The following is a 21,884-nucleotide window of genomic DNA, read 5'->3' as shown; positions in this document are numbered from 1 at the left end:
GTGTTGGGGAAAAGAGCTATATGAGAACGAAGTTATTACGAAAAGAACTAGCAATCCTATGTGCTACGGCATGTATGTTGTCTGCTTGTGGAAATACGCCTCTTAATATCATAGACGACAAATACCGCACAACCTATGAGGTATTCGTCTACTCTTTCTATGACAGCAATGGCGATGGGATCGGAGATCTCCAGGGACTCATACAGAAGCTTGACTACATAAATGACGGAGATGATACCACAGATACGGATCTTGGTTGCAATGAGATCTGGCTCATGCCAATCTGTCCATCTACAACCTATCACAAATATGACGTGACAGATTATAAGGATATTGATCCTCAGTATGGTTCCATGGATGATTTTGATGAGCTTGTTAAGGCTTGTCATGACAGGAAGGTCAACATCATAGTAGATACAGTCCTTAATCATACGTCAGATCAGCATCCCTGGTTTAAAGAGGCAGTTTCTTATATAAGAGATAATGCAGAAAGTTTCAAGGATGCTGAGACTTCTGAGGATGGCAATATCCTCTTTTCACAGGAAGATCTCACAAATTGTAAATATCTTGATTACTACAATTTTTCAAAAGACAAAAAGGAAGGCTACGAGCCACTTAAGGGAACTGATATTTACTATGAAGCAAGATTCTGGTCAGGAATGCCGGATCTAAACCTTGATAGCGAAGATGTAAGAGCTGAGATTCAGGATATCACAGGCTTTTGGACAGACCATGGAGTTGATGGATTTAGACTTGATGCGGTTACGTCCTATTACACAGGTGATGATGAGAGTAACATCGAGTTTATGACCTGGCTTAATAGTGAGATAAAAGAGCAGAACAAGGACGCTTACATTGTTGGTGAAGCCTGGACTAATATCGCAACCTATTCCAAGTACTATGCTAGCGGAATAGACAGCTTTTTTGACTTCGACATGTCAGGAAGTGAAGGTGATATAGCCAAGATGGCAAGAGGAAGATACGTGGCTTCCAAGTATGCAGACTCTCTTGCTAACACGGAAAAGATCATATCAGAAATAAATCCTGACGCAATAAACGCTCCTTTTTATACTAATCATGACATGGCAAGATCTGCCGGATACTATACAGGAAAACATTCGGAAGAAGGCGTCAAACTTGCGGGAGCACTGAATCTTTTGACCAGTGGCAATGCTTTTATCTACTATGGTGAAGAGCTTGGTATGGTAGGCTCTGGCAAAGATGAAAATAAGAGGGCACCAATGCAGTGGGGAAGCCAAGACGCGGAAGGAATGTGCGACGGGCCTGCTGATATGGACTCTTTTGACATGAAGTATCCTTCTCTTGAGGAGCAGATAAAGGATCCACAGTCCATATACAATTACTATAAGGCTGCCATCAGGCTTAGAAACACATATCCGGTCATAGCTCGCGGCGTTACTGAACCTATTGAGGAATTGGCTGATAAGGATATTTCATGTTATATTAAGAAAGAAAAGCAAAATGGCGAATTTGAAACAGGAAGTCTTCTTTTCCTTATCAATATCTCTGATGAGGCGAGGGAAGTAGACCTTGGTAAGAATGCAGAGGCAGCTCAGTATACAGAGCTTGCGTATTCTCTTAATGCCACTGAGGCAGTTTCTACGATAGATGGGGAAGTAGTAACTGTTCCAGCCTTTGGAATAGCAGTACTTACTAAGAAGTGATAATTGAGCCATGTTCTGCATGGCTCTTTTTGTTTTTTGGGAGGAGGTATCGGTATGTATAATAAGTACGATAATTACATTTTCGATCTCTATGGAACCTTAGTAGACATCCACACCGATGAGGAATCATTAGAGCTTTGGACCAATATGGCAGGCAAGCTCAAGGATGAATATGGCGCTAATTACGAGGCCAAGGAGCTAAGGGCTACATATCTTAAGCTTTGCAAAGAGGAAGAAAAAGACCTCCAGTCAAAGAATCATGCTGAATACCCGGAAATCAAAATAGAGAGAGTATGGGCGAAACTCATTTCTGACAAGATCAATGAAAAGGTAGCCCCAGCAAGCCTTGAAGACCTTTGCATCTATTTCAGAGAGGAATCAAGGGATAAGTTCACTCTTTATAAGGATACTATGAACCTTATAAATGGTCTTAGAAAGGATGGCAAGAAGGTATTTCTTTTATCTAATGCCCAGAGATTCTTTACAGAAAAAGAGCTGGATGAAACAGGACTTACACCTTGCTTTGATGACATTTTTATCTCTTCAGATAAAGGGGTAAAAAAGCCGCAAAAGGAGTTTTTGGAAGAACTCATAAAAAGTAACAACCTTGAGCCTTCAAGGTGCGTTATGATAGGAAATGAAACTTTTAGTGATGGCGGAGTTGCCGAAAAGAACGGCGTTGACGCTATCATTGTAAAAGACGGAGATTTCTCCGATATAGGATAATCTTAAAGACAGGAGACATAAGTATGCAGCAGAAATTACCAAAAAGAGATGAAGTTGCTAAGGAGCTCACTTGGCGACTGGAAGATATTTACGACGATGAGAGCAAATGGGAGAGCGAGCTTAATAAGGTTAATGAACTTGCAGATAAGTTTGCTTCTTACCAGGGCAAGATCTCAAAAGACAGCAAGAGCCTCTTAGAGGTATCAAAGCTTGCAGAAGAGGTTGAGCTTTATCTTGATAGAGTTTATGGATATGCTCACATGAGAGAAGACCAGGATACAGCTAATTCCAAGTATCAGGGCATGAAACAGAGAGCACTTTCAACATATATGGCTGTTTCAGAAAAGTCAGCATTCATTGATCCAGAGATCCTTCAGATCTCAGATGCAGATCTTGAGAAATTCTACGCTGAGACTCCAGAACTTGACAGATACAAAAGAAAGATCGCCGAGACCAGAAGGCTTAAGGAACACATGCTTGATGCGGCTACAGAAGCTCTTTTAGCATCAGCAGGAGAGATGCAGGGCGCATCACAGAAGGCATATGGTATGCTTGCTAACGCTGACCTTAAGTTCCCTTCTGTTAAGGATTCCAAGGGCGAAGAGGTTCAGCTTTCAAATGGAAGATTTGTTCCTACACAGATGTCCAAGGACAGAGATCTTAGAAAGGCTAGTTTTGAGGCTTTCTACGGCAGATATGAAGAGTTCAAGAATACCTGGGCTGCAATGTATGACGGAGAGGTTAAGAGCCGTATCTTCGAAGCTAAGGCTAGAAAATATGGATCAGCCTTCGAGGCAGCAGTAGATCATAATGATGTATCTCCTGCAGTTTGTGACAGCCTTTTTGAGTCAATTCATGACAACATGGACAAGATGCACAGATACGTAACACTTCGTAAGAAGCTCCTTGGAGTTGATGAGCTTCACATGTATGACGTTTACGTAGGAATGCTCCCTGATTTTGATATGAAGGTTTCCTATGAGGAGGCAAAAGAGCTTTCACTTAAGGCACTTGCTCCTCTTGGAGAGGACTACCTTGAAGTAGTTAAGGAAGCTTACGAGAACAGATGGATCGACGTAGTTGAAAACGAAGGTAAGAGAGGCGGCGCATATTCTTCAGGTGTTTATAATGTACACCCTTATATGCTCCTTAACTACAACGATACTCTTGATGATGTGTTCACACTTGTGCATGAGATGGGACATTCAATGCACACATGGTATTCAAATAAGGCACAGACAATAGTTGATGCCGGATACAAGATCTTTGTAGCAGAGGTAGCTTCTACTACAAACGAAGTTCTTCTTTATCACTACATGAAGGACAACGCTAAGTCCAAGGAAGAAAAGGCATTTATCATCAACCACTTCCTTGATAGCTTCAAGGGTACAATGTTCAGACAGACTATGTTTGAAGAGTTTGAGCGCAAGACCTGTGAGATGGCAGAAGCTGGAACTCCACTTACAGCAGAGTCACTCTATGACGTATATCTTGAACTTAACAAGCAGTACTTTGGCAAAGACATGATCTCTGATCCACAGATTGGATGGGAGTGGTGCAGAATTCCTCACTTCTATTACAACTTCTATGTATATCAGTATGCTACAAGCTTTGCAGCAGCTGTTGCAATTGCAGACAGGATCCTTAAGGAAGGTAAGCCAGCAGTAGATCAGTACAAGAAGTTCCTTTCAAGCGGATGCACTCAGGATCCAGTAAGCCTTCTTAAGATTGCAGGCGTGGATCTTACAACAAAAGCTCCTATCGATTCAGCACTTGCTGTATTTGGTGAAGCTATCAACGAGATGGAAGAGATCACCAGATAATTGAGGTAATAATATGGCAAAAGAGGTATGGCAGCCGGGAAATATGCTCTATCCAATACCAGCGGTAATGGTTAGCTGCGGTCGCCCTGGCGAAACACCAAACATAATAACAGTAGCATGGGCAGGGAACATCTGTAGTTCTCCTGCTATGCTGTCTATATCTGTTAGAAAAGAAAGATTCTCCTACGATATCATAAAGGAAACAGGTGAATTTGTAGTTAATCTCACCAGCAAGAAGCTTACACGTGCTACAGACTGGTGCGGTGTCAGATCAGGAAGAGATTTCGACAAGTTCAAAGAGATGAATCTTACTCCTTCGAAATCCCAAAAGATATCTGCGCCTGGAATCGAAGAAAGTCCTGTGAATATCGAATGCAAAGTTAAGCAGGTTGTAGACCTTGGAAGCCATGACCTTTTTATTGCAGAAGTTGTCTGTGTCACAGTTGATGACAAGCTTCTTGATGACAAGGGTAGACTTGATCTTGGCAAGGCTAAGCTTGTGGCTTATTCTCATGGCGAATATTTTATGCTTGGAGAAAAGCTTGGTAAGTTTGGCTATAGCGTAGCTAAAAAGCCTGAGAAGTCAGAAAAGAAATCTGCTAAAAAGCCAGGAAAAAAGAAGAGAAAATAATGAAATACTTTTTGATGTATATAAAACAAACATTGCGGTTCGTGCTTAAACCACTTTCCTTCACACCCGCAATCATAATGATGTGCATCATATTCATGTTTTCATCTCAGGAAGGCACTACCAGTAGTCAGCTCAGCTATAAGGTCGGAATAAAGGTCTTTTCATTTGCCAATGAAAAGCTTGATAAGGGATGGAGTAAGGAGCATATTGAAGATCTGTCCGAAAGCTCCCAGTTTTATGTCAGAAAGACAGCCCATTTTACAGAGTACTTTTTGCTTGCCGTATCAGTAGCATTTCCGCTTTATGTATATGGTGTAAGGGGACTGTGGCTGGTGTTTACGGCAGGAATATTCTGTGCAGGTTTTGCGTGTCTTGATGAGTATCATCAGTCCTTTGTAAGTGGCAGGTCACCGTCCAAAAGAGATGTGCTCATCGATTGCTGTGGAGTACTTCCCGGAATCATCCTCACCAGGATAATTGGCTGGACAGGAAGAATGACTATATTCAAGCCCCTGTCAAATAGCGAAGAATCAGATAAAAAGCATAGAAAGGCAAAGAGAAGAAATAAGCCTTTACATAATTGATGCAATTCTGATAAAATGTGTTGACATGTTTTTTTGCATGTGATATATTACTTTAGTATTTGAAAACAAAGCAGAGTATCCACTCTCACCCTGCGGCTTAGCCAGTAGGCGTTAATATCTTTCAAACAGACATGTATAAGGTCTGTGATTTATGTGAGATTTTGGTGGATACATTGCGTATTCACCTTTTTTATTTATTTCGGAGGGTAAAGCCATTAGCGAGTTATTTATTAATGATCAGATCAGAGCTAAGGAAGTTCGTGTAATCGGTATTGATGGGGAGCAGCTTGGTGTCATGTCAATTCAGGACGCTAGAAAAGTTGCCGAAGATGAAGGCGTAGATCTTGTTATGATCGCCCCAACAGCTAAACCACCTGTTTGCAGAGTTGTTGATTACGGTAAGTTTAAGTATGAGCAGCTTCGCAAAGAGAAGGAAGCAAAGAAGAAACAGAAGACTGTTGAGATCAAAGAGATCAGACTTTCACCAAACATTGATACAAATGATCTTAATACTAAGGTTAACGCTGCCAAGAAGTTTCTTGAAAAAGGAAATCGTGTAAAGGTAACACTTCGTTTCCGCGGACGTGAGATGGCTCACATGGGAGCAAGCGTACACATCCTTACAGATTTTGCAGAAGCACTTGCAGATGTAGCAGTTATTGAGAAACAGCCTAAGGTTGAGGGACGTAGTATGACAATGTTCCTTTCAGAAAAGAAGAACTAAGGTATTTTACCAATTTTTGGTTAAGATATAGCTACAAAATAATGAAAGAGTCATAGGAGGATTTTAGTTATGCAGCAAAAGATGAAAACAAAGAGAGCTGCTGCCAAGAGATTCAAGGTTACTGGCACAGGAAAGCTCATGAGAAACAAAGCGTATAAGCGCCACATCTTAACAAAGAAGTCCACAAAGAGAAAGAGAAATCTTAGACATGCCGGACTTGTTGACGCTACAAACGTTAAGGCAATGAAGAGCATTCTTCCTTACGCATAAGAAGTACGTTTACAGTTTGGTTTATTAGAATTTATTAGGAGGATATTAAGATGGCAAGAGTTAAAGGCGCAATGAATGCCAAGAAGAAGCACAATAGAGTATTAAAGCTTGCAAAGGGATACAGAGGAGCAAGATCAAAGCAGTATAGAGTTGCTAAGCAGTCAGTTATGAGAGCACTTACATCAGCATTCGCTGGACGTAAGCAGAAGAAGAGAGATATGAGATCTCTTTGGATCACACGTATCAACGCAGCTGCTAGAATCAACGGTCTTTCATACAGCAACATGATGCATGGTCTTAAGCTTGCAGGTGTTGATATCAACAGAAAGATGCTTGCTGAGCTTGCAGTAAATGATCCAGAAGGATTCAAGACACTTGCAGAGCTTGCTAAGACAAAAATCGCATAATTTTTGCGGAAACTTTCATTGTAAAAAAAGTTTTTTTAGGATAGAATTAAGGAGTATCAAATCTTTGATACTCCTTATTTTTTCGCGTTTAGGAGGCAATTTAGAATGGCATTTGAAAATTTACAACCAAAAGAAGTTTTTAAGTATTTTGAAGAAATTTGTAATATACCACATGGTTCAGGCAATCTGCAGAAGATAAGCGATTATCTCGTTTCTTTTGCTAAGGAAAGAAATTTTGAAGTTATCCAGGATAAGGAACTCAATGTTATCATCAAAGCTCCAGGTAGCAAGGGCTACGAGGACAAAGAGCCAGTTATTCTCCAGGGACACATGGACATGGTAGCTGTTAAAGAAGATGGTTGCGATATTGATATGACAAAAGAGGGACTTAGATGCAGAACTGATGGAGAGTACGTATGGGCTGAAGGTACCAGCCTTGGCGGAGATGACGGAATAGCTGTAGCTTACTGCCTTGCAATTCTTGATTCAGACGATATCCCACATCCTCCACTTGAAGTTGTCATCACAACAAATGAAGAGACAGGTATGTTTGGCGCACAGGCAATCGACCTTTCAATGCTTAAGAGTAAGAAGCTCATCAACATTGACAATGAGGAAGAGGGCCACTTTATCGTAAGCTGCGCTGGTGGTGCAAGATTCTATACAGAATTTGATCTTGGAAATAGCATAAAAAAAGATGGCGTATGCCTTGAGGTTAAGGTTTCAGGTCTTTTAGGTGGACACTCAGGTGAGATGATCATCAAAGGCAGAGGCAATGCGAATGTTCTTTTAGCAAGAACTCTTGTTGAGGCTATGGATGATGCCAAAAATGAGACAGAGGTTGCCCTTATCAGCATAAATGGCGGCGTTGCAGATAATGCAATTCCTTCATCTTCAGTTGCTAAGGTAGTTGTAGATAAGGCATATGTAGATACATTTAAGGCCAGCGTACAGAATACTCTTTCAGACGTTAAGGGAGAGCTTGAAGTAAAGGATCCTAACGTTGATATCACAGTTACAGAGTGCGGCGTGGGAAGTTTTGATGCATATGATCTCCACAGTGCCAAGAGAGTACTTGGTGCAATGATCTCTTTCCCTGACGGAGTTCAGGCTATGAGCTCATCAGTAGAAGGACTTGTTGAGACATCTCTTAACCTTGGTATTGTCAAGACAGAAGGAAATGTCGTAACAACAGAACAGTCAGTTAGAAGCAGCGTAGAGTCTGCCAAGAAGATGCTCATCAGAAAGCTGGAGACAATCGCTACAGTTAATGGCGGAGTATATAACGTAACTGGACAGTATCCAGGTTGGAAGTACAGACAGCATTCAGAACTTAGAGATCACATGGTTAAGGTTTACAAGGATATGTATGGCGTTGAGCCTAAGGTTGAGGCTATTCATGCCGGACTTGAGTGCGGACTCTTTAGCGAGAAGATCAAGGGGCTTGATTCAATTTCTATCGGTCCTGACATGCAGGATATTCACTCACCAAAGGAAAAGCTTTCAGTTAAGTCTGCAGGCAACGTATTTGAATATTTAAAAGCAGTTTTGAAGTAATTTATTGGGGCTTATATAAGGAGGGGATTTCATATGAATGAAATCAGGCAAAAGATTATGGAAGCTGTTATCGACCAGTTTAACAGCAAGGGAATGAAGTTTACTATGGATGATATATCCAAGGAGCTTCACATTAGTAAAAAGACAATTTATAAGGAATTTGATGATAAAGATGAACTCTTTTTTGCTACTGTAGAATATGGTTTTTCTAACATCAAGAAAAAAGAGGCAGAAGTCTTGGCAGATGATTCCTTGGATCTTCTGGAAAAGATTTCTATGCTCATTGTTTGTCTTCCTGACAACTATAAGAATATCGACTTTAGAAAGGTTTACCAGCTCAAGGAAAAGTATCCTCTTGTTTACAGGAAGGTTGCTGAGCGAATTGAAAGCGATTGGGAAGAAACAGAGAAGCTTTTAAAAGAAGCTATCGACAAAAAGCTTATAAAGGATCTTCCAATTCCTCTTATTAAGCTGATCATCGAGGGAGCCATTGAAAAGTTCCTTACATCAAAAGAACTCAGTAACACCAAGTACAGTTATGAAGAGTCACTAAACGGCATGATCGATATCATCATGAATGGACTTAAAGTGAGGAATTGACAATGATCGTTACTAATAATAATGTCTTTTTGCTGCAGACAAAGAATACTGCATATATGTTCAGAAGGCTTGAATCAGGCCATCTTGAACACCTTCATTACGGAGGTCTTTTGTTTCCTAACCAAAATGACTGTTTAAATCATTTAGATGAAGTAGCAGCTGCTGTTGCGCCAAAGCACTTTAATGGAGCAGGTAACCTCAATAACTATTCAGATGAACATAGCTCTGTCATGCTTGAACAGCTGACTTTGGAGATGTCCAGCTTTGGAAAAGGCGATATCAGAGATCCTTTCGTGGAACTGACCTATGCAGATGGCTCTAGTACCGTGGACTTTCTCTATGAGTGCCACAAGGTAACCGATGGCAAAAAGCCTCTAAGTACACTTCCATCTTCATATGCAGAGGATGTTGCAGTTTTAGATGACAAGATCCAGCAGCTTGTTGTTACCTTAAAAGACAAGGAATATGGAGCAAGACTTAAGCTCATTTATTCAGTATTCCCTGAGTGCGATGTCATCACCAGAAGTGCAGTTTTGTCCAATGAAAGTAAAGAAGATATCAGGATTGACAGAATCCTTAGTACCTGTGTTGATTTTAATTCTCCATCTCATAAGTTTACTTCCTTCCATGGAAGATGGGCTGATGAAATGGGCAAGTATGAGAGTATCTGCAGCGGTGGAAAAGTAGTATCTGAAGAGCTTGCGGCAGGCGAGTCAGGATCAAGATCCAATCCTTTAGTTATAGTAAGCAGCACATCAGCTGATGATTTTAGTGGAGACTGTTACGGTTTTAACCTTATCTACAGTGGCAATCATTATGAAGCCCTGTCATCAAATGGCAATTCTATGAGCCGTTTTGTCAGCGGCATCCAGCCTGTGGGATTTTCTTGGATCCTTGCACCAGGAAGCAAATTTGAGGCTCCTGAGGCTGTTATGACCTATTCTGACAAGGGCATGAATGCAATGAGCATCAACATGCAGGATTTTGTAAGAGAACATATAGTAAGAGGTACCTGGAAAAAGAAAGAACGTCCTATCCTGATCAACAGCTGGGAGGCTTCATATTTCAACATTACTCAGAACTCACTTGTTTCCCTTGCAAAAGAGGCTAAGAAATGCGGTATAGAGCTCTTTGTCATGGATGATGGCTGGTTTGGCAAAAGAAATAATGACAATTCATCTCTTGGTGATTGGTATGAGAATAAAAAGAAGCTTCCTGGAGGAATCAAGGAGCTTGCAAACAAGATCACAGATCTTGGAATGTCCTTTGGTCTTTGGGTTGAGCCTGAGATGGTAAATGAGGATAGTGACCTCTACAGATCACATCCTGAGTGGGCTGTAACTGTTCCTGGCCATCCTCATTCAAAGGGTAGAAATCAGATGAACCTTGACCTTACAAGGGATGATGTTCAGGACTATGTAATTGACAACATGAAAAAGGTCTTTTCATCAGGCAAAGTGTCCTATGTTAAATGGGATATGAACAGGATATTCTCTGATAGATATAGTACAGCACTTGCACCTGAGAAACAGGGTGAGTTCCAGCACAGATATTATATTGGACTTTACAGGATCATGAAGGAACTTACTGAGAGCTTTCCTGAGATATTGTTTGAAGGCTGCTCTGCTGGTGGTAACAGGTTTGATCTTGGCATATTGTGTTATTTCCCGCAGATCTGGGGAAGTGATGATACAGATGCTATGTGCAGAGTAGATATTCAAAGAGGCTACAGCTACGGATATCCTGCAAGTACTATTGGAGCCCATGTTTCAGCTTGTCCTAACCATCAAACGCTTAATACTGTGCCAATGGAGACCAGGTTTGAAGTTGCAGCTGCCGGATGTTTTGGCTATGAACTTAATCTATGCGACATGTCTGAGGCAGATAAAAAGCTGGTTTCGGATCAGGTTGAGTTTTACAAGAAACATAGAAAATTGTTCCAGTTTGGCGATTACTACAGACTTCCTGATAATAGCTATATTATTGTCAGCAAGGATAAGACTAAGGCTGTAGCATTTGTGGTTGAAAAGAATGCAAGGCCAAATAATGACTATAGATGCCTTAGAACAGTGGGACTTGATGATTACAAACTCTATAATATGACAGGCAGAAAGGTTCCTCATAGTCTTAAAGACTTTGGAAGCCTTGTAAATACACAGACTCCTATCCACGTGAAACAGGACGGAATCCTTCATACTATTATGGACAAGGTTGTTAATATGAGTGGAGAAGAGCAGAAAGAAACGGCTACAGGAGCTTCTTTTAACAATCATGGAGTAGCCCTTAATTCATCCTTCTGTGGAACTGGCAATAACGAAGGAACAAGGATCATGAGAACCGGAGATACAAGACTCTACGTATTTGAAGAAGTAAAATAAAGACTTTTGACTAGTATATAGGAGATTTGGCATGAGACAGATAACACTTGGCACCACAGGGATAAGCGCGCCACAGAACGGATTTGGCGCTCTTCCTATTCAGAGAGATGATATTGAAACCTCTGTTAAGATACTTAGAAAGGCCTATGAGGGTGGAATTACCTTTTTTGACACAGCTAGAGCCTATAGCGATAGCGAAGAAAAATTGGGCAAAGGTCTTGTAGAATATGGCGTCCGTGACAAGATTTATATCGCCACTAAGACTGCAGCCAAGACACCAGAGGATTTCTGGAAAGATCTTGAGACATCCCTAAATAAGCTACAGACAGATCATATCGATATCTATCAGTTCCATATGGTGTCACAGTGCTACAAGCCTGGCGATGGTACAGGAATGTATGAATGCATGCTGGAAGCCAAGGCAAAAGGACTTATAAAGCACATTGGTGTTACATCACATAAGCTGTTGGTTGCAAGAGAGTGCATAGAAAGCGGCCTTTATGAGACGTTACAGTTCCCGTTTAGTTATCTCTCTTCTAAGAGGGAGATCGAGCTTGTAAAAATGTGCAAAGAGCACAATATGGGCTTCATAGCTATGAAAGGACTCGCTGGAGGACTTATCAACCGCTCCGATGCGGCTATGGCATTCATGAGTCAATTTGATAATGTAATGCCTATTTGGGGGATTCAGAGGGAATCTGAGCTTGATGAGTGGCTCTCATATATGGACAATACTCCTGAATATAGTGGAGAGCTTGAAGCCTTCATTATGAAGGAGCAGAAGGAATTGTCAGGTGATTTCTGCAGAGGTTGTGGTTATTGCATGCCATGTCCAGCAGGTATCCAGATCAATAATTGTGCCAGAATGTCTCTTATGCTCAGAAGAGCGCCTTCAGAAAACTGGCTAAATGAATACTGGCAGGGTGAAATGGCCAAGATTGACGAGTGTTTAGGTTGCAGAGCATGTACATTAAAGTGCCCTTATGAACTTAATACTCCTGAACTTCTGCGAAAAAATTATGAAGATTATAAAAAGGTACTTGCAGGAGAAGTAAGTGTGCGGTAAAATCATTGTGCACAATCAAAAAAGTGCTAACTGTTAAACTTACTTGTACATGGTTACACATGCACGAATAGGAGAAAAAATGAGCGGATTAAAAGATCTGTTTTTTGGAAATGACGAGGAAAGAGAGGACAAAAACGTGGAGAACGAGAACTTAGTTACAGTGGATATGAACGTTGGTGAGATCATTACAAAGCATCCACTTGCAGCACAGTTCCTTATGGAGTGTGGTATGGGATGTATTCATTGCCCAGCTTCACAGATGGAATCACTTGCTGAGGCTTGCGCAGTTCATGGTATCGATGGCGAAGAGATTGTAGATGCTCTTAATGATTACCTTCTTGAGCATAATGCATAATTAGATCAGAATATCAAAATACCTCGCACATATAATGTGCGAGGTATTTTTTGTGGGTTTATATTAGCCTTTAACGGCTCCTTCTATCATGCCTTCCATGATCTGCTTCTGAGCGATAAGGAAAAGGATGATCATTGGCAGGATTGCCAAAAGTGCTGCAGTAAGGATCAGATCCCACTGCTTAACGAATGAACCAACAAATGCCTGTACGGCAATTGGAAGGGTTTTGATATCACCGGCTCTTCCAAGCATAAGTGATGGAAGAAGGTAATCGTTCCAGATCCACATACCATTAAGAATGGTAACTGTTGTAATAACAGGTGTAAGAAGAGGAAAGATGATCCTGAAGAAAGTCTGTTCAGGAGCACAACCATCGATTGATGCTGCCTCTTCAAGGTCATATGGAACACCCTTGATAAATCCGTTTAAGATAAATACTGTCATAGCTCCACCAAATCCAAGGTAAGCAAATACGATACCTTGTACAGAGAAGAGCATTGGAATACCGATGAAATCACCAGCTCTTCTAAATGTTGAGATAAGTGGAAGCATAACTACCTGGAAAGGAATGATCATAGAAGCAATGAATGTGAAGTAGATTGCTGCTGACCATTTTGTCTTGTTTCGGCAGATGACCCAGGCTGCCATAGCCCCAAATAATGCTAAAAGTACTAAAGATAACACAGTTATAAGCGCAGAAAAGCCAAATGCTCTCCAAAATAGGAAGCTCTGATTATTGATAACATTGTCAAGGTTTGACAACAGCTGCCCCAAGCTTGCTTCATTAAAACTGATAGGGTTATCAATAATATTTGTTTTGTTCTTACATGAGTTGATAACAACAAGTGCGAAAGGAAATAGTACATATATTGCAAGTATAGTAGCAATAACAAACCTTAATACAATGATAGGTAGTCTTTCTTTTCTATGCATTACAGTTCTACCTCCTTCTTATTTGAAATGCGAACCTGAATGATTGATACACAAGCAAGGATTATGAAGAACAGGAACGCTTTAGCCTGTGCAAAAGAGTAATCTCTTGCAGTAATAGCTGTATCATAAATATTAAGTGCAAGCATCTGAGTACCATTTGTGATGAACTCTCCAAGGAAGTTTGGAACAGCGCCTGCACCATTTGTAAGAGCAAGGTTTACATCGAACTGTTTGAAAGCAGATGTAAGTGTAAGGAATGTACAGATCGTAATAGTTGGTGCGATCATTGGTATCTTGATCTCAAATAGTGTCTGAAGAGGCTTAGCGCCGTCGATTGCTGCAGCCTCAAGTACATCACCTGGAATAGTGTTAAGACCTGTGATGTAGATCAGCATGATATAACCTGCATACTGCCATACATATACTATGATGATCGCCATAAATGCTGTCTTGGTATTGGCAAGCATTGATAATCTGTTTCCTGATAATGAATCTGTTAAAAGAGTTACTACATTAGCAAAAATGAAATTCCAAATGTAACCAAGTACGATTCCGCCGATAAGGTTTGGCAGGAAGTAAGCTGCTCTGAAGAATCCCATGCCTGGAAGCTTGGAAGTGCATAGAAGAGCTAAAAGGAAAGCTACAAGGTTAACAAGTATCATATTAAATACTACAAACAAGAATGTAATAAGGATTGACCAGATAAAGCTTGGATCCTTGAACATTTTTGTATAATTTCCAACTCCAATTACACTCGAATACTCTATTCCATTCCAATCAGTGAAAGAATAGAAGAGACCTAAAAACAGAGGTAAGATAACTGTAATAAAAAATGCGAAAAGTAATGGGAACAAAAACAATACATTAATAATTGTACGATGATGCTTGAGTGTAGGATAAAAATATAATCCTAAAACAATTCCTATAATTCCAAGTACTAACAGAGGTCCTCTAAACCACAGATCGGAACTATTATCTGAAGGAATGAAACCTGTTGCCAAAAAAATATCAATTGTAAGAGCAGCAGCTGTAAGCAATATACCGATTATAAGACATATGACTGCTGAAGTTCTTTTAGGTCTGAAAGTTCCTCTCATATTGAATCTCCTTTTTCCAGAAAAGGCAGGAGCAATTAATTTGCCCCCGCCTAAACAATCTATAAATTTTTTGCAGGATTATTTAGCGTAGTAGCTAGCAATAACCTGACCCATTGTAGATACGAAGCTATCTACATCAAGTGCACCCTGTGCAAACTGGTTGAATACAACAGAAGTCTTATCTTCAAGACCGCTCTTCTTCTCCATTGTGTGCCAGTATGAAAGCTTACCAGCTGAGATATACTGTGCAATGCTTGCTGCGAATGGAGCATCTGATGTGTACTTACAATCTGTGTATGGGCTGATAAGTGCAGCTTCCTCAACAAGGATCTGCTGAGCAGAATCTTCAGAACACCACTGAAGGAATGCCTTAGCAGCTTCTACGTTACCATCAGCATATACTGCCCAGAAGTTTGGAACACCACCGATGATTGTATCAATACCATCTTCAAATGCGTATGGAGCAAAGCCCATCTCGAATCCATCATAGTTGTCGTTTGCAAGAATGTTAGGAGCAATCCAGTTACCCTGAGTTACGAATACATACTTGCCTTCTGCAAATCCAGCAACCTGGCTATCATAGTTACCATCGATAACAAGATCAGGATCTGAATACTGATTCATCATGTCGATGAATTCAGCGAATGCTTTCATTCTGTTCTCGTCGATCTGTCCACCATCATTGAGGAGATCAATGTACTTTGTATCGTCGTATGCAAGACCAGCATCAAGATACTGACCAAATACGTGTGTACCTGATGACCATCCAAGGTTAGATGGCTCTGTGCACCAGCCAAATACAGCTGTGATACCAAGCTCATCCTTCATGGAGTCAAGCTTCTCTACAGCTTCTTTCCAAGCTGCAGGTGAAGTAAGAGTTGAAGGATCGATACCTGCCTTGTCAAGGAGCTCCTTGTTGTAACCAAGAGCTGTAGCCTCAACTGAATATGGGAAACCTACTGTAACGCCGTTAACAACGAGCTCAGAATCTGTATCTTCTGTCCACTGCTCACCAGCAAGGTCAACAAGCTTACCTTCCCAATCAGGAATATCGTTGCTCTCTACGAAGAAGATATCTGGCATATTACCAGCCTGATAATAACCCTTAAGTGCATCAGAAGCCTTCTGATCGCCACCGATAGTCTCGATAACTACTTCATTTCCAGTCTCTTCCTTGTACTTAGCAGCAAGGGTATTGAGCTGGTCATTGATCTCAGGCTTACCATTTACAAGACGAATTGCATCTTTAGAACCTGAGGCATCAGCTGGCTGAGCAGCATCTGTCTGAGTAGCATCTGTCTGAGTAGCAGTTGCATCTGTGTTGTCAGATGTAGTTGTGTCAGTGGTAGCCTTTCCGCAAGCAACAAGTGAAAGAACCATTGTTCCTGCTAAAAGAACTGACATGAGTTTCTTTTTCATTTTTGTTTCCTCCTTTGTTCCTTTGTGCAAAATGCCATAATAAAATTCATTTTTGGCGGTTACTTTTGCGCATAAGTTGTACGCTATATTCAAATTAGCACAGAAACTGTTAAAATTCAAGCGGTATCTAGCATTATTTTAATATAAGTGTGCTAAAGAAAAACGCCAAGCCCAGTAAAATACTGGGCTTGGCGTGAACACAGAAAATTCTTAAATTATAATAAAACGTACATTAAATATTTGTAATAGCGTTAACAATCATGACTTATGCGCATAAGGTGATTGGTAAAAATAAATAACCCTTATCCGATTTTGATCAAAAAAATTTGACATATTCACGGATAAGGGTCATTATTACGTTAATTTCTTTACAGTATCTCTGATAACAAGGTGTGTAGGAAGAAGAATCTGATTAGGTGTCTTCTGGTTGTTTAGCTGCTGTAACAACGTCCTTGCTGCTACAATACCTTTTTCTTTTACATCCTGATGAACAGTAGTGAGGGCTGGCCTGTGTAACTGACCAAGCATATTATCATCAAAACCAACTATTGAAATATCATTTGGAACAGATATGCCTCTATCTTCAAGGGCTGCCATAAGTGTAATGGCATAGAGATCAGATACGCACATGATCGCGGTGAAGTCCCTGGCCTTTCGACAGATTTCTTCCAAGCTATACTCGACTTCATCACTTTTAGGTCTGATCTTTAGGAAGTTTGAATCCGAGTACTTTATATTGTTGTCTTTAAGAGCTTTCTTGTAACCATTGAGTCTGGCAAGGTCGACACCATTCATATTATCTGACAGGAATGCAATCTTTTTATGACCTTGTGAGATAAGATAGGTGACCATGTCGTAGGTGCCCTGTTCATCATCAAGACCGACATTTGTGAAGTGCTTTAATCCTTCAATACTGTAAGTGTCGATGCAGACTATAGGCTTTTTGTATTTTTCACTGACGCGGATTCCGTCGTCATTGAGCATACCAAAAAGTATCAGGCCATCAACATTCCATGTGGAAACATGTCGCATGATCTCTGTTGTGTCACTGGAAATATACAGCATCATGAAGTAGCCGGCATTTCTGATGGTTTCTTCGACACCACCTATAAGGACCGATACAAAAGGGTCCATTATGAGGTTTTCATACTTGTCGGCACGAGCCTTAAGGGCAAGACCTATGATCTTGGATTCATTTTGTGCAAGATTTCGCGCGTTGATGTTAGGTACATAGTCAACTTTTTTCAGGAAGTCTTGAACGATTTTTGTTGTTTCTTCGGACACTTCACCAGTTTTTCCGTGGATAACATTTGAAACTGTTGTAGTGCTCATGTTTAGTTGTTTTGCAATCTCTTTAATCGTTATCATAATTTTTTTTAGTCTTTACAAAGAAAAAAAGTTATTGTATCTTGTGTTCAAAATAACATGGCATAGTATGACTTGTCAAAATGAAAACTGTACGCGAAATTTCTTTTGATGGAATTATTATGTAGAAGCCGCATAAATACTGGCTCTTGGCGGTGGCTGGGATTTGTGCAAGTTGGTTGTTGTTTTTAAGAAGGAGAATTATGAATAAAGAATTTAACAAAATGACTGTTTCAAACGATGTTTTAGACAAGGTTGAAAAAGCTTCAGATAATATTGCTAGTTTAGAAATACCAAGTGATATTCCTCACGGCGATATGCCAGGGGACAAGATTGAAATCGGCGAGAGCCATATAGCTAAGGCCAAGACTATTTTTCCTGTTCTGGTAAAAGAGCTTAAGGAAAAGATGACTGCTAATCCTTACAGACGCGCTGTTGTAGCAGTTTGCGGCGGATCAGGAGTTGGAAAATCTGAAATTGCGTCACTATTGTCATATATGTTAGAACAGGCTGGAATCGGTAGCTACACAATGTCAGGAGATAATTATCCACATCGTATTCCTATGTACAATGATGCAGAGAGACTTCATACATTCAGAGTTTGCGGCATCAGAGGAATGGTTGACGCTGGTGTCATGAATCCAGAAAACTTTGCAAAGGTAAAAGAGTGGCAGATAGCTGAAGATGACGCAAACAAGGCACATATAGAAACTGACGCATGGTTCAAGTCATACTTTGAGGCTGGAAGCAAGGGACTTGATGATTACCTTGGAACTCCAAAGGAGACAGACTTTGCAGAAGTAGATCAGATCATGAAGGCATTTAAGGATGGAGCTGACAAGCTTTGGCTCAAGAGAATGGGCAGAGATGAAGCTTCTCTTTGGTATGACGAAGTTGATATGTCAGACAAGCAGGTTCTGATCGTAGAGTGGACACATGGTAACAGCGATTACATGACTCAGGTTGATATACCTGTTCTTTTAAATAGTACACCACAGGAAACACTTGAACACAGAAGATCAAGAAACAGGGATGGCAAGCTTGACAGTCCATTTACAACACTTGTACTTGAGCTTGAGCAAAACAAACTTGTTAACCAGGCTCACAAAGCCAAGATCATCGTAACTAAATCAGGAGAGATCATCAGCTACGATCAGTTTAAAGAGCTTATGAAGTGATTGGCAGGACGCCTTTTTTGAGATTGTGTATGACAGATTTTGTTGACATTCTCGCTCTGTGAAAAACGTAACATTGTAGTATTTGAAAGGAATATGTATGAGTAAATTTGTGGATAATGGACCAATGCTTAATGCTTATCCGGACAGTATGGGCGGAAAGCTCGGAGACATTGTAGGAGTTCTTTCTAAGGACGAGTTTAAAGATGTGTTTCAGTCTTTCTATATTTTGCCTAGTATATTTAACACAGATCTGGATAGAGGTTTTTCCGTTATTGATTATGGCATAAATGAAGAACTTGGAAGTAAGGAGGACCTTGAGAAGCTTGAGAAGCTTGGAATCAACTTAAAGCTTGATTTTATCTTGAATCATGCCTCAGTTCTTTCTCCTCAGTTCCAGGATCTTGTGAAAAACGGTGAGAAGTCCAAGTATAAGGATTTCTTCATTAACTGGAATAAGTTTTGGGATGGCTATGGCGAGATGACTGATGAGGGCTACATTCAGCCTGATCAGAAGTACATTAAGGACATGTTCTTTAGAAAGCCAGGACTTCCAATACTTATGGTGCGTATGCCTGATGGAAAGGATGTTCCATATTGGAATACATTCTATCAGGAGGTGCAGTACAAGCGCCCTGACGCGCAGGATCTGATGGATAAACTTGATATTCAGTATCTTGCAGCAGATAGATTGTCAAAGAGAGTGTGTGCGGGACTTGATGAGGGAAAGAAGCCAGCAGAAATCGATTTTACTGGCTATGAGAAATATAAGGATGCAGTTGTAGATCTTTTGGAATCAGGTAGAAGATATCTTGGTCAGATGGATCTTAATATTAAGTCCGATCTCGTTTGGGAGCATTACAGAAATACTCTTAAGGCTCTTTCAGGATATGGCGCAAGCATCGTAAGACTTGATGCTTTTGCTTATGCTCCAAAGGAACCAGGTAAAAAGAACTTCTTAAATGAGCCTGATACTTGGGATGTACTTGAAAAGGTTAAGAAGCTTGCTGACGAGTTTAAGGTATCTCTTTTACCAGAGATTCATGCAAGTTACAGCGAGAAGATCTATGAAGTTGTAGCAAATAAGGGCTATATGACATATGACTTCTTCCTTCCTGGACTTTTGATCTATGCTATTGAGACAAAGTCTGGAGAAGTGCTTGCTAAGTGGGCAAACGAGATTCAGGAAAAGAAGATCCGCGTAGTTAACATGCTTGGATGCCACGATGGTATTCCTCTTCTTGATCTTAAGGGAATCTTAGCTGATGATGATATTCAGAAGATGATCGATACAATTGTTGGCCGCGGCGGATTTGTTAAGGATCTTCACGGTGCCAAGAATATGTATTATCAGGTAAACGCTACATACTACAGTGCCCTTGGCGATGATGACAAGAAGATGCTTTTTGCTAGAGCAATCCAGATGTTCATGCCAGGTAAGCCACAAGTATGGTACCTTGACCTCTTTGCAGGCAAGAATGATCATGAAGCTGTTAAAAGAGCTGGTGCCGGCGGACACAAAGAAATCAATCGTACAAATCTAACATTAGAACAGATTGAAGAGGCTATGAAAAAGGATGTTGTTAAGGAGCAGCTTAAACTCCTGAAATTCCGAAATACATGCCCTGCATTTGGCTTTGATGCTAAGCTCGATATTTCTTTTGCCGGATCTGTTATGAAATTTGTTTGGGAAAACCAAGGCCACAAGGCTGTTCTCGAAGCTGATTTTGCAGATTATAGCTACAAGATTTCTGAAGAGTAAGATTTGAGTAAATTTTTAGTGAGTTTTAAACTTGTTTGATATGTGAATATGTAGTTCTATTCCCCCGTTTGGGCTTTTGAGGCTCAGCCGGGGGATTTTTCGCCCAAATGAGCCCTAGGGAGGCCAGCGGGAGTTTTTGAGCCCCAGGGACGGAGGTTGCGGCTCATTTTTGGTATAAAGGCTTGGACTACGGTGCCCATGTATGCTGGCTTGAGAGAAAATGAGCCCTAGGGACGGAGGTTGTGGCTCATTTTGAATGAGCCCTAGGGACGGGGTTAGTGGCTCATTTTGGGTATATGGGCTTGATTTGCGGTATATTGGCTTGATTTGTTTGGGCTTAGCATGTCAAATGATGGAATTATAGAAAAAGACATGCCAAAATACTTGTTTATTTGGCTATTCGGCATGTTAAAAGAGGAAATCATAGAAAAAGACATGCCATAAAACATGTTTATCTAGATTTTTGACATGCTAAAAGTAGAAAAGATAGAAAAAGGCATGCTATAAAAACTTGCTTATCTAAATATTTGACATGTCCAAAAGGAGAATAAAGAGCCAAAGGCATGCTTTCAAGTTAGGATTTCTGTGAAGTTAGTCATGGAAGTGATGACAAGGTTTAGACAATTTAGCCTGATGACAAATTAAATATGAATCTTCTGTAAATTTGCCTAAATTAGATAAATTTATGAAAAATTTACTGTAAATTATCATCGAAATAAACGATAATATATATAGGCTGTTTTATGCATGTTTTTTGAGTTTGATTCTCGAAAGGAGATATATACATGGAAGGCATGAGCACTCAGGAAATGATTAACGGACAGGATCTTTCAACAGCGAATGTTGATGATTTATTAGCTGCTATGGCGGCAGAAACACCGGCTCCGGAGCCTGCACCTGCAGAAGCACCTAAGCCAAAGAGAGGACGTCCAAAGAAAGCTGCGCCAGAACCAGCACCAGATCTTCCTGATCTTGAAGCTATGCTTGCTGAAAATAAAGCGGAGGTTGCCGCTCCAAGTCCGGCTGAAATTGCAGAAGCAGATGCTCTTGCAGCAGCGGCTGCAGTTGAAATGCCAGCAGAAGAACCAGCACCAGAAATAGCACTTGAAGAGGCAGTAGCTGAGGCTACAGCTGAAGAAGCGCCTGTACAGGATACAGAAGCTTTGATGGCAGCAATGGCCGCTGCAGAAACAGCAACTGATGTAGATAAGATGATGGCAGCAATGGCATCAGGAGAAGCACCTGCAGAGGAGTCAGCACCTGAGGCAATGCCAGAGATGGCACTTGAGGAGCCAGCACCTGAGGCAATGCCAGAGATGACACTTGA

19 protein-coding genes and 1 pseudogene are annotated in these 21,884 nt (G+C 40.7%); 16 read left to right on the top strand and 4 right to left on the bottom strand.

Annotated elements, in window-relative coordinates:
• The first annotated feature begins 20 nt into the window (after positions 1 to 20).
• From BUA02_RS09690 to BUA02_RS09630, 13 genes are all read left to right on the top strand, one after another.
• Positions 21 to 1,685 carry an alpha-amylase family glycosyl hydrolase gene (locus BUA02_RS09690; protein ID WP_072703419.1) on the top strand — a complete coding sequence of 555 codons (1,665 nt, stop codon included), beginning with the start codon at positions 21 to 23 and terminating at the stop codon, positions 1,683 to 1,685.
• A gap of 54 nt (positions 1,686 to 1,739) precedes the next feature.
• Positions 1,740 to 2,411 carry an HAD family hydrolase gene (locus tag BUA02_RS09685; RefSeq protein WP_072703416.1) on the top strand — a complete coding sequence of 224 codons (672 nt, stop codon included), beginning with the start codon at positions 1,740 to 1,742 and terminating at the stop codon, positions 2,409 to 2,411.
• A gap of 23 nt (positions 2,412 to 2,434) precedes the next feature.
• The gene (gene pepF / locus BUA02_RS09680; protein WP_072703412.1) at positions 2,435 to 4,234 is read left to right on the top strand and encodes an oligoendopeptidase F; all 1,800 of its coding nucleotides are present in this window, start codon (positions 2,435 to 2,437) and stop codon (positions 4,232 to 4,234) included.
• A gap of 13 nt (positions 4,235 to 4,247) precedes the next feature.
• On the top strand, positions 4,248 to 4,865 hold the full coding sequence (locus tag BUA02_RS09675) for a flavin reductase family protein (protein WP_072703409.1): 618 nt from the start codon (positions 4,248 to 4,250) through the stop codon (positions 4,863 to 4,865).
• A complete protein-coding gene (locus tag BUA02_RS09670) occupies positions 4,865 to 5,449 on the top strand; it encodes a VanZ family protein (RefSeq protein WP_072703407.1) in 585 nt (194 codons plus the stop codon). Before BUA02_RS09675 ends, BUA02_RS09670 begins: the two co-directional genes overlap by 1 nt.
• Positions 5,450 to 5,663: 214 nt before the next feature.
• On the top strand, positions 5,664 to 6,173 hold the full coding sequence (gene infC / locus BUA02_RS09665; RefSeq protein WP_178297644.1) for a translation initiation factor IF-3: 510 nt from the start codon (positions 5,664 to 5,666) through the stop codon (positions 6,171 to 6,173).
• Between the two features lie 69 nt (positions 6,174 to 6,242).
• Entirely contained in the window at positions 6,243 to 6,443 is a 201-nt protein-coding gene (gene rpmI, locus BUA02_RS09660) for a 50S ribosomal protein L35 (RefSeq protein ID WP_013280183.1), read from the top strand.
• Positions 6,444 to 6,493: 50 nt separating this feature from the next.
• Complete coding sequence (rplT, locus tag BUA02_RS09655; RefSeq protein ID WP_071175429.1) at positions 6,494 to 6,850, top strand: 50S ribosomal protein L20; 357 nt, start codon at positions 6,494 to 6,496, stop codon at positions 6,848 to 6,850.
• 105 nt (positions 6,851 to 6,955) lie between these two features.
• Positions 6,956 to 8,407 carry an aminoacyl-histidine dipeptidase gene (locus BUA02_RS09650; protein ID WP_072703404.1) on the top strand — a complete coding sequence of 484 codons (1,452 nt, stop codon included), beginning with the start codon at positions 6,956 to 6,958 and terminating at the stop codon, positions 8,405 to 8,407.
• A gap of 33 nt (positions 8,408 to 8,440) precedes the next feature.
• Positions 8,441 to 9,007: a TetR/AcrR family transcriptional regulator gene (locus BUA02_RS09645; RefSeq protein ID WP_072703401.1), complete on the top strand. Its 567-nt coding sequence runs from the start codon at positions 8,441 to 8,443 to the stop codon at positions 9,005 to 9,007.
• Positions 9,008 to 9,009: 2 nt separating this feature from the next.
• A complete protein-coding gene (locus BUA02_RS09640) occupies positions 9,010 to 11,385 on the top strand; it encodes an alpha-galactosidase (RefSeq protein WP_072703398.1) in 2,376 nt (791 codons plus the stop codon).
• A 31-nt stretch (positions 11,386 to 11,416) separates the two neighbouring features.
• Positions 11,417 to 12,451: an aldo/keto reductase gene (locus tag BUA02_RS09635; protein WP_072703395.1), complete on the top strand. Its 1,035-nt coding sequence runs from the start codon at positions 11,417 to 11,419 to the stop codon at positions 12,449 to 12,451.
• 79 nt (positions 12,452 to 12,530) lie between these two features.
• A complete protein-coding gene (locus BUA02_RS09630) occupies positions 12,531 to 12,806 on the top strand; it encodes a DUF1858 domain-containing protein (protein WP_083385687.1) in 276 nt (91 codons plus the stop codon).
• 63 nt (positions 12,807 to 12,869) lie between these two features.
• Here BUA02_RS09630 and BUA02_RS09625 read toward each other — a convergent pair whose 3' ends face one another.
• The 4 genes from BUA02_RS09625 to BUA02_RS09610 all read right to left on the bottom strand — a co-directional run bounded on the left by BUA02_RS09625 (position 12,870) and on the right by BUA02_RS09610 (position 17,623).
• Positions 12,870 to 13,739, bottom strand: coding sequence for a carbohydrate ABC transporter permease (locus tag BUA02_RS09625; protein ID WP_072703392.1), 870 nt, complete (start codon positions 13,737 to 13,739; stop codon positions 12,870 to 12,872).
• Positions 13,739 to 14,836 carry a carbohydrate ABC transporter permease gene (locus tag BUA02_RS09620; RefSeq protein WP_091757026.1) on the bottom strand — a complete coding sequence of 366 codons (1,098 nt, stop codon included), beginning with the start codon at positions 14,834 to 14,836 and terminating at the stop codon, positions 13,739 to 13,741. Before BUA02_RS09620 ends, BUA02_RS09625 begins: the two co-directional genes overlap by 1 nt.
• 78 nt (positions 14,837 to 14,914) lie before the next feature.
• Positions 14,915 to 16,255, bottom strand: a complete 1,341-nt coding sequence (locus BUA02_RS09615; RefSeq protein ID WP_072703389.1) for an ABC transporter substrate-binding protein — start codon at positions 16,253 to 16,255, stop codon at positions 14,915 to 14,917.
• A gap of 354 nt (positions 16,256 to 16,609) precedes the next feature.
• A complete protein-coding gene (locus tag BUA02_RS09610; protein WP_072703386.1) occupies positions 16,610 to 17,623 on the bottom strand; it encodes a LacI family DNA-binding transcriptional regulator in 1,014 nt (337 codons plus the stop codon).
• Between the two features lie 200 nt (positions 17,624 to 17,823).
• On the opposite strand from BUA02_RS09610, the gene BUA02_RS09605 reads away from it, so the two are divergent.
• From BUA02_RS09605 to BUA02_RS15890, 3 genes and pseudogenes are all read left to right on the top strand, one after another.
• Entirely contained in the window at positions 17,824 to 18,798 is a 975-nt protein-coding gene (locus BUA02_RS09605) for a nucleoside/nucleotide kinase family protein (protein WP_083572723.1), read from the top strand.
• A 97-nt stretch (positions 18,799 to 18,895) separates the two neighbouring features.
• Complete coding sequence (locus BUA02_RS09600; RefSeq protein ID WP_072703383.1) at positions 18,896 to 20,557, top strand: alpha-amylase family glycosyl hydrolase; 1,662 nt, start codon at positions 18,896 to 18,898, stop codon at positions 20,555 to 20,557.
• A 785-nt stretch (positions 20,558 to 21,342) separates the two neighbouring features.
• Positions 21,343 to 21,884 (top strand): annotated as a pseudogene (locus BUA02_RS15890) (hypothetical protein); the annotation flags it as partial.

It is taken from the genome of Butyrivibrio hungatei DSM 14810, assembly GCF_900143205.1.
Lineage (GTDB): Bacteria > Bacillota > Clostridia > Lachnospirales > Lachnospiraceae > Butyrivibrio > Butyrivibrio hungatei.
Note: the sequence above shows the minus strand (reverse complement) of the source record. Positions and strands in the feature narration are given on the sequence as shown.

What these genes read in the sequence shown, in the direction of transcription:
- BUA02_RS09675 (WP_072703409.1), top strand. Translation starts at nt 4,248, where the DNA reads ATGGCAAAAGAGGTATGGCAGCCGGGAAATATGCTCTATCCAATACCA.
- BUA02_RS09630 (WP_083385687.1), top strand. Translation starts at nt 12,531, where the DNA reads ATGAGCGGATTAAAAGATCTGTTTTTTGGAAATGACGAGGAAAGAGAG.
- BUA02_RS09605 (WP_083572723.1), top strand. Translation starts at nt 17,824, where the DNA reads ATGAATAAAGAATTTAACAAAATGACTGTTTCAAACGATGTTTTAGAC.
- BUA02_RS09635 (WP_072703395.1), top strand. Translation starts at nt 11,417, where the DNA reads ATGAGACAGATAACACTTGGCACCACAGGGATAAGCGCGCCACAGAAC.
- BUA02_RS09670 (WP_072703407.1), top strand. Translation starts at nt 4,865, where the DNA reads ATGAAATACTTTTTGATGTATATAAAACAAACATTGCGGTTCGTGCTT.
- BUA02_RS09690 (WP_072703419.1), top strand. Translation starts at nt 21, where the DNA reads ATGAGAACGAAGTTATTACGAAAAGAACTAGCAATCCTATGTGCTACG.
- BUA02_RS09650 (WP_072703404.1), top strand. Translation starts at nt 6,956, where the DNA reads ATGGCATTTGAAAATTTACAACCAAAAGAAGTTTTTAAGTATTTTGAA.
- BUA02_RS09620 (WP_091757026.1), bottom strand. Translation starts at nt 14,836, where the DNA reads ATGAGAGGAACTTTCAGACCTAAAAGAACTTCAGCAGTCATATGTCTT.
- BUA02_RS09640 (WP_072703398.1), top strand. Translation starts at nt 9,010, where the DNA reads ATGATCGTTACTAATAATAATGTCTTTTTGCTGCAGACAAAGAATACT.
- BUA02_RS09600 (WP_072703383.1), top strand. Translation starts at nt 18,896, where the DNA reads ATGAGTAAATTTGTGGATAATGGACCAATGCTTAATGCTTATCCGGAC.
- BUA02_RS09625 (WP_072703392.1), bottom strand. Translation starts at nt 13,739, where the DNA reads ATGCATAGAAAAGAAAGACTACCTATCATTGTATTAAGGTTTGTTATT.
- BUA02_RS09610 (WP_072703386.1), bottom strand. Translation starts at nt 17,623, where the DNA reads ATGATAACGATTAAAGAGATTGCAAAACAACTAAACATGAGCACTACA.
- rpmI (WP_013280183.1), top strand. Translation starts at nt 6,243, where the DNA reads ATGCAGCAAAAGATGAAAACAAAGAGAGCTGCTGCCAAGAGATTCAAG.
- BUA02_RS09645 (WP_072703401.1), top strand. Translation starts at nt 8,441, where the DNA reads ATGAATGAAATCAGGCAAAAGATTATGGAAGCTGTTATCGACCAGTTT.
- pepF (WP_072703412.1), top strand. Translation starts at nt 2,435, where the DNA reads ATGCAGCAGAAATTACCAAAAAGAGATGAAGTTGCTAAGGAGCTCACT.
- BUA02_RS09615 (WP_072703389.1), bottom strand. Translation starts at nt 16,255, where the DNA reads ATGAAAAAGAAACTCATGTCAGTTCTTTTAGCAGGAACAATGGTTCTT.
- rplT (WP_071175429.1), top strand. Translation starts at nt 6,494, where the DNA reads ATGGCAAGAGTTAAAGGCGCAATGAATGCCAAGAAGAAGCACAATAGA.
- BUA02_RS09685 (WP_072703416.1), top strand. Translation starts at nt 1,740, where the DNA reads ATGTATAATAAGTACGATAATTACATTTTCGATCTCTATGGAACCTTA.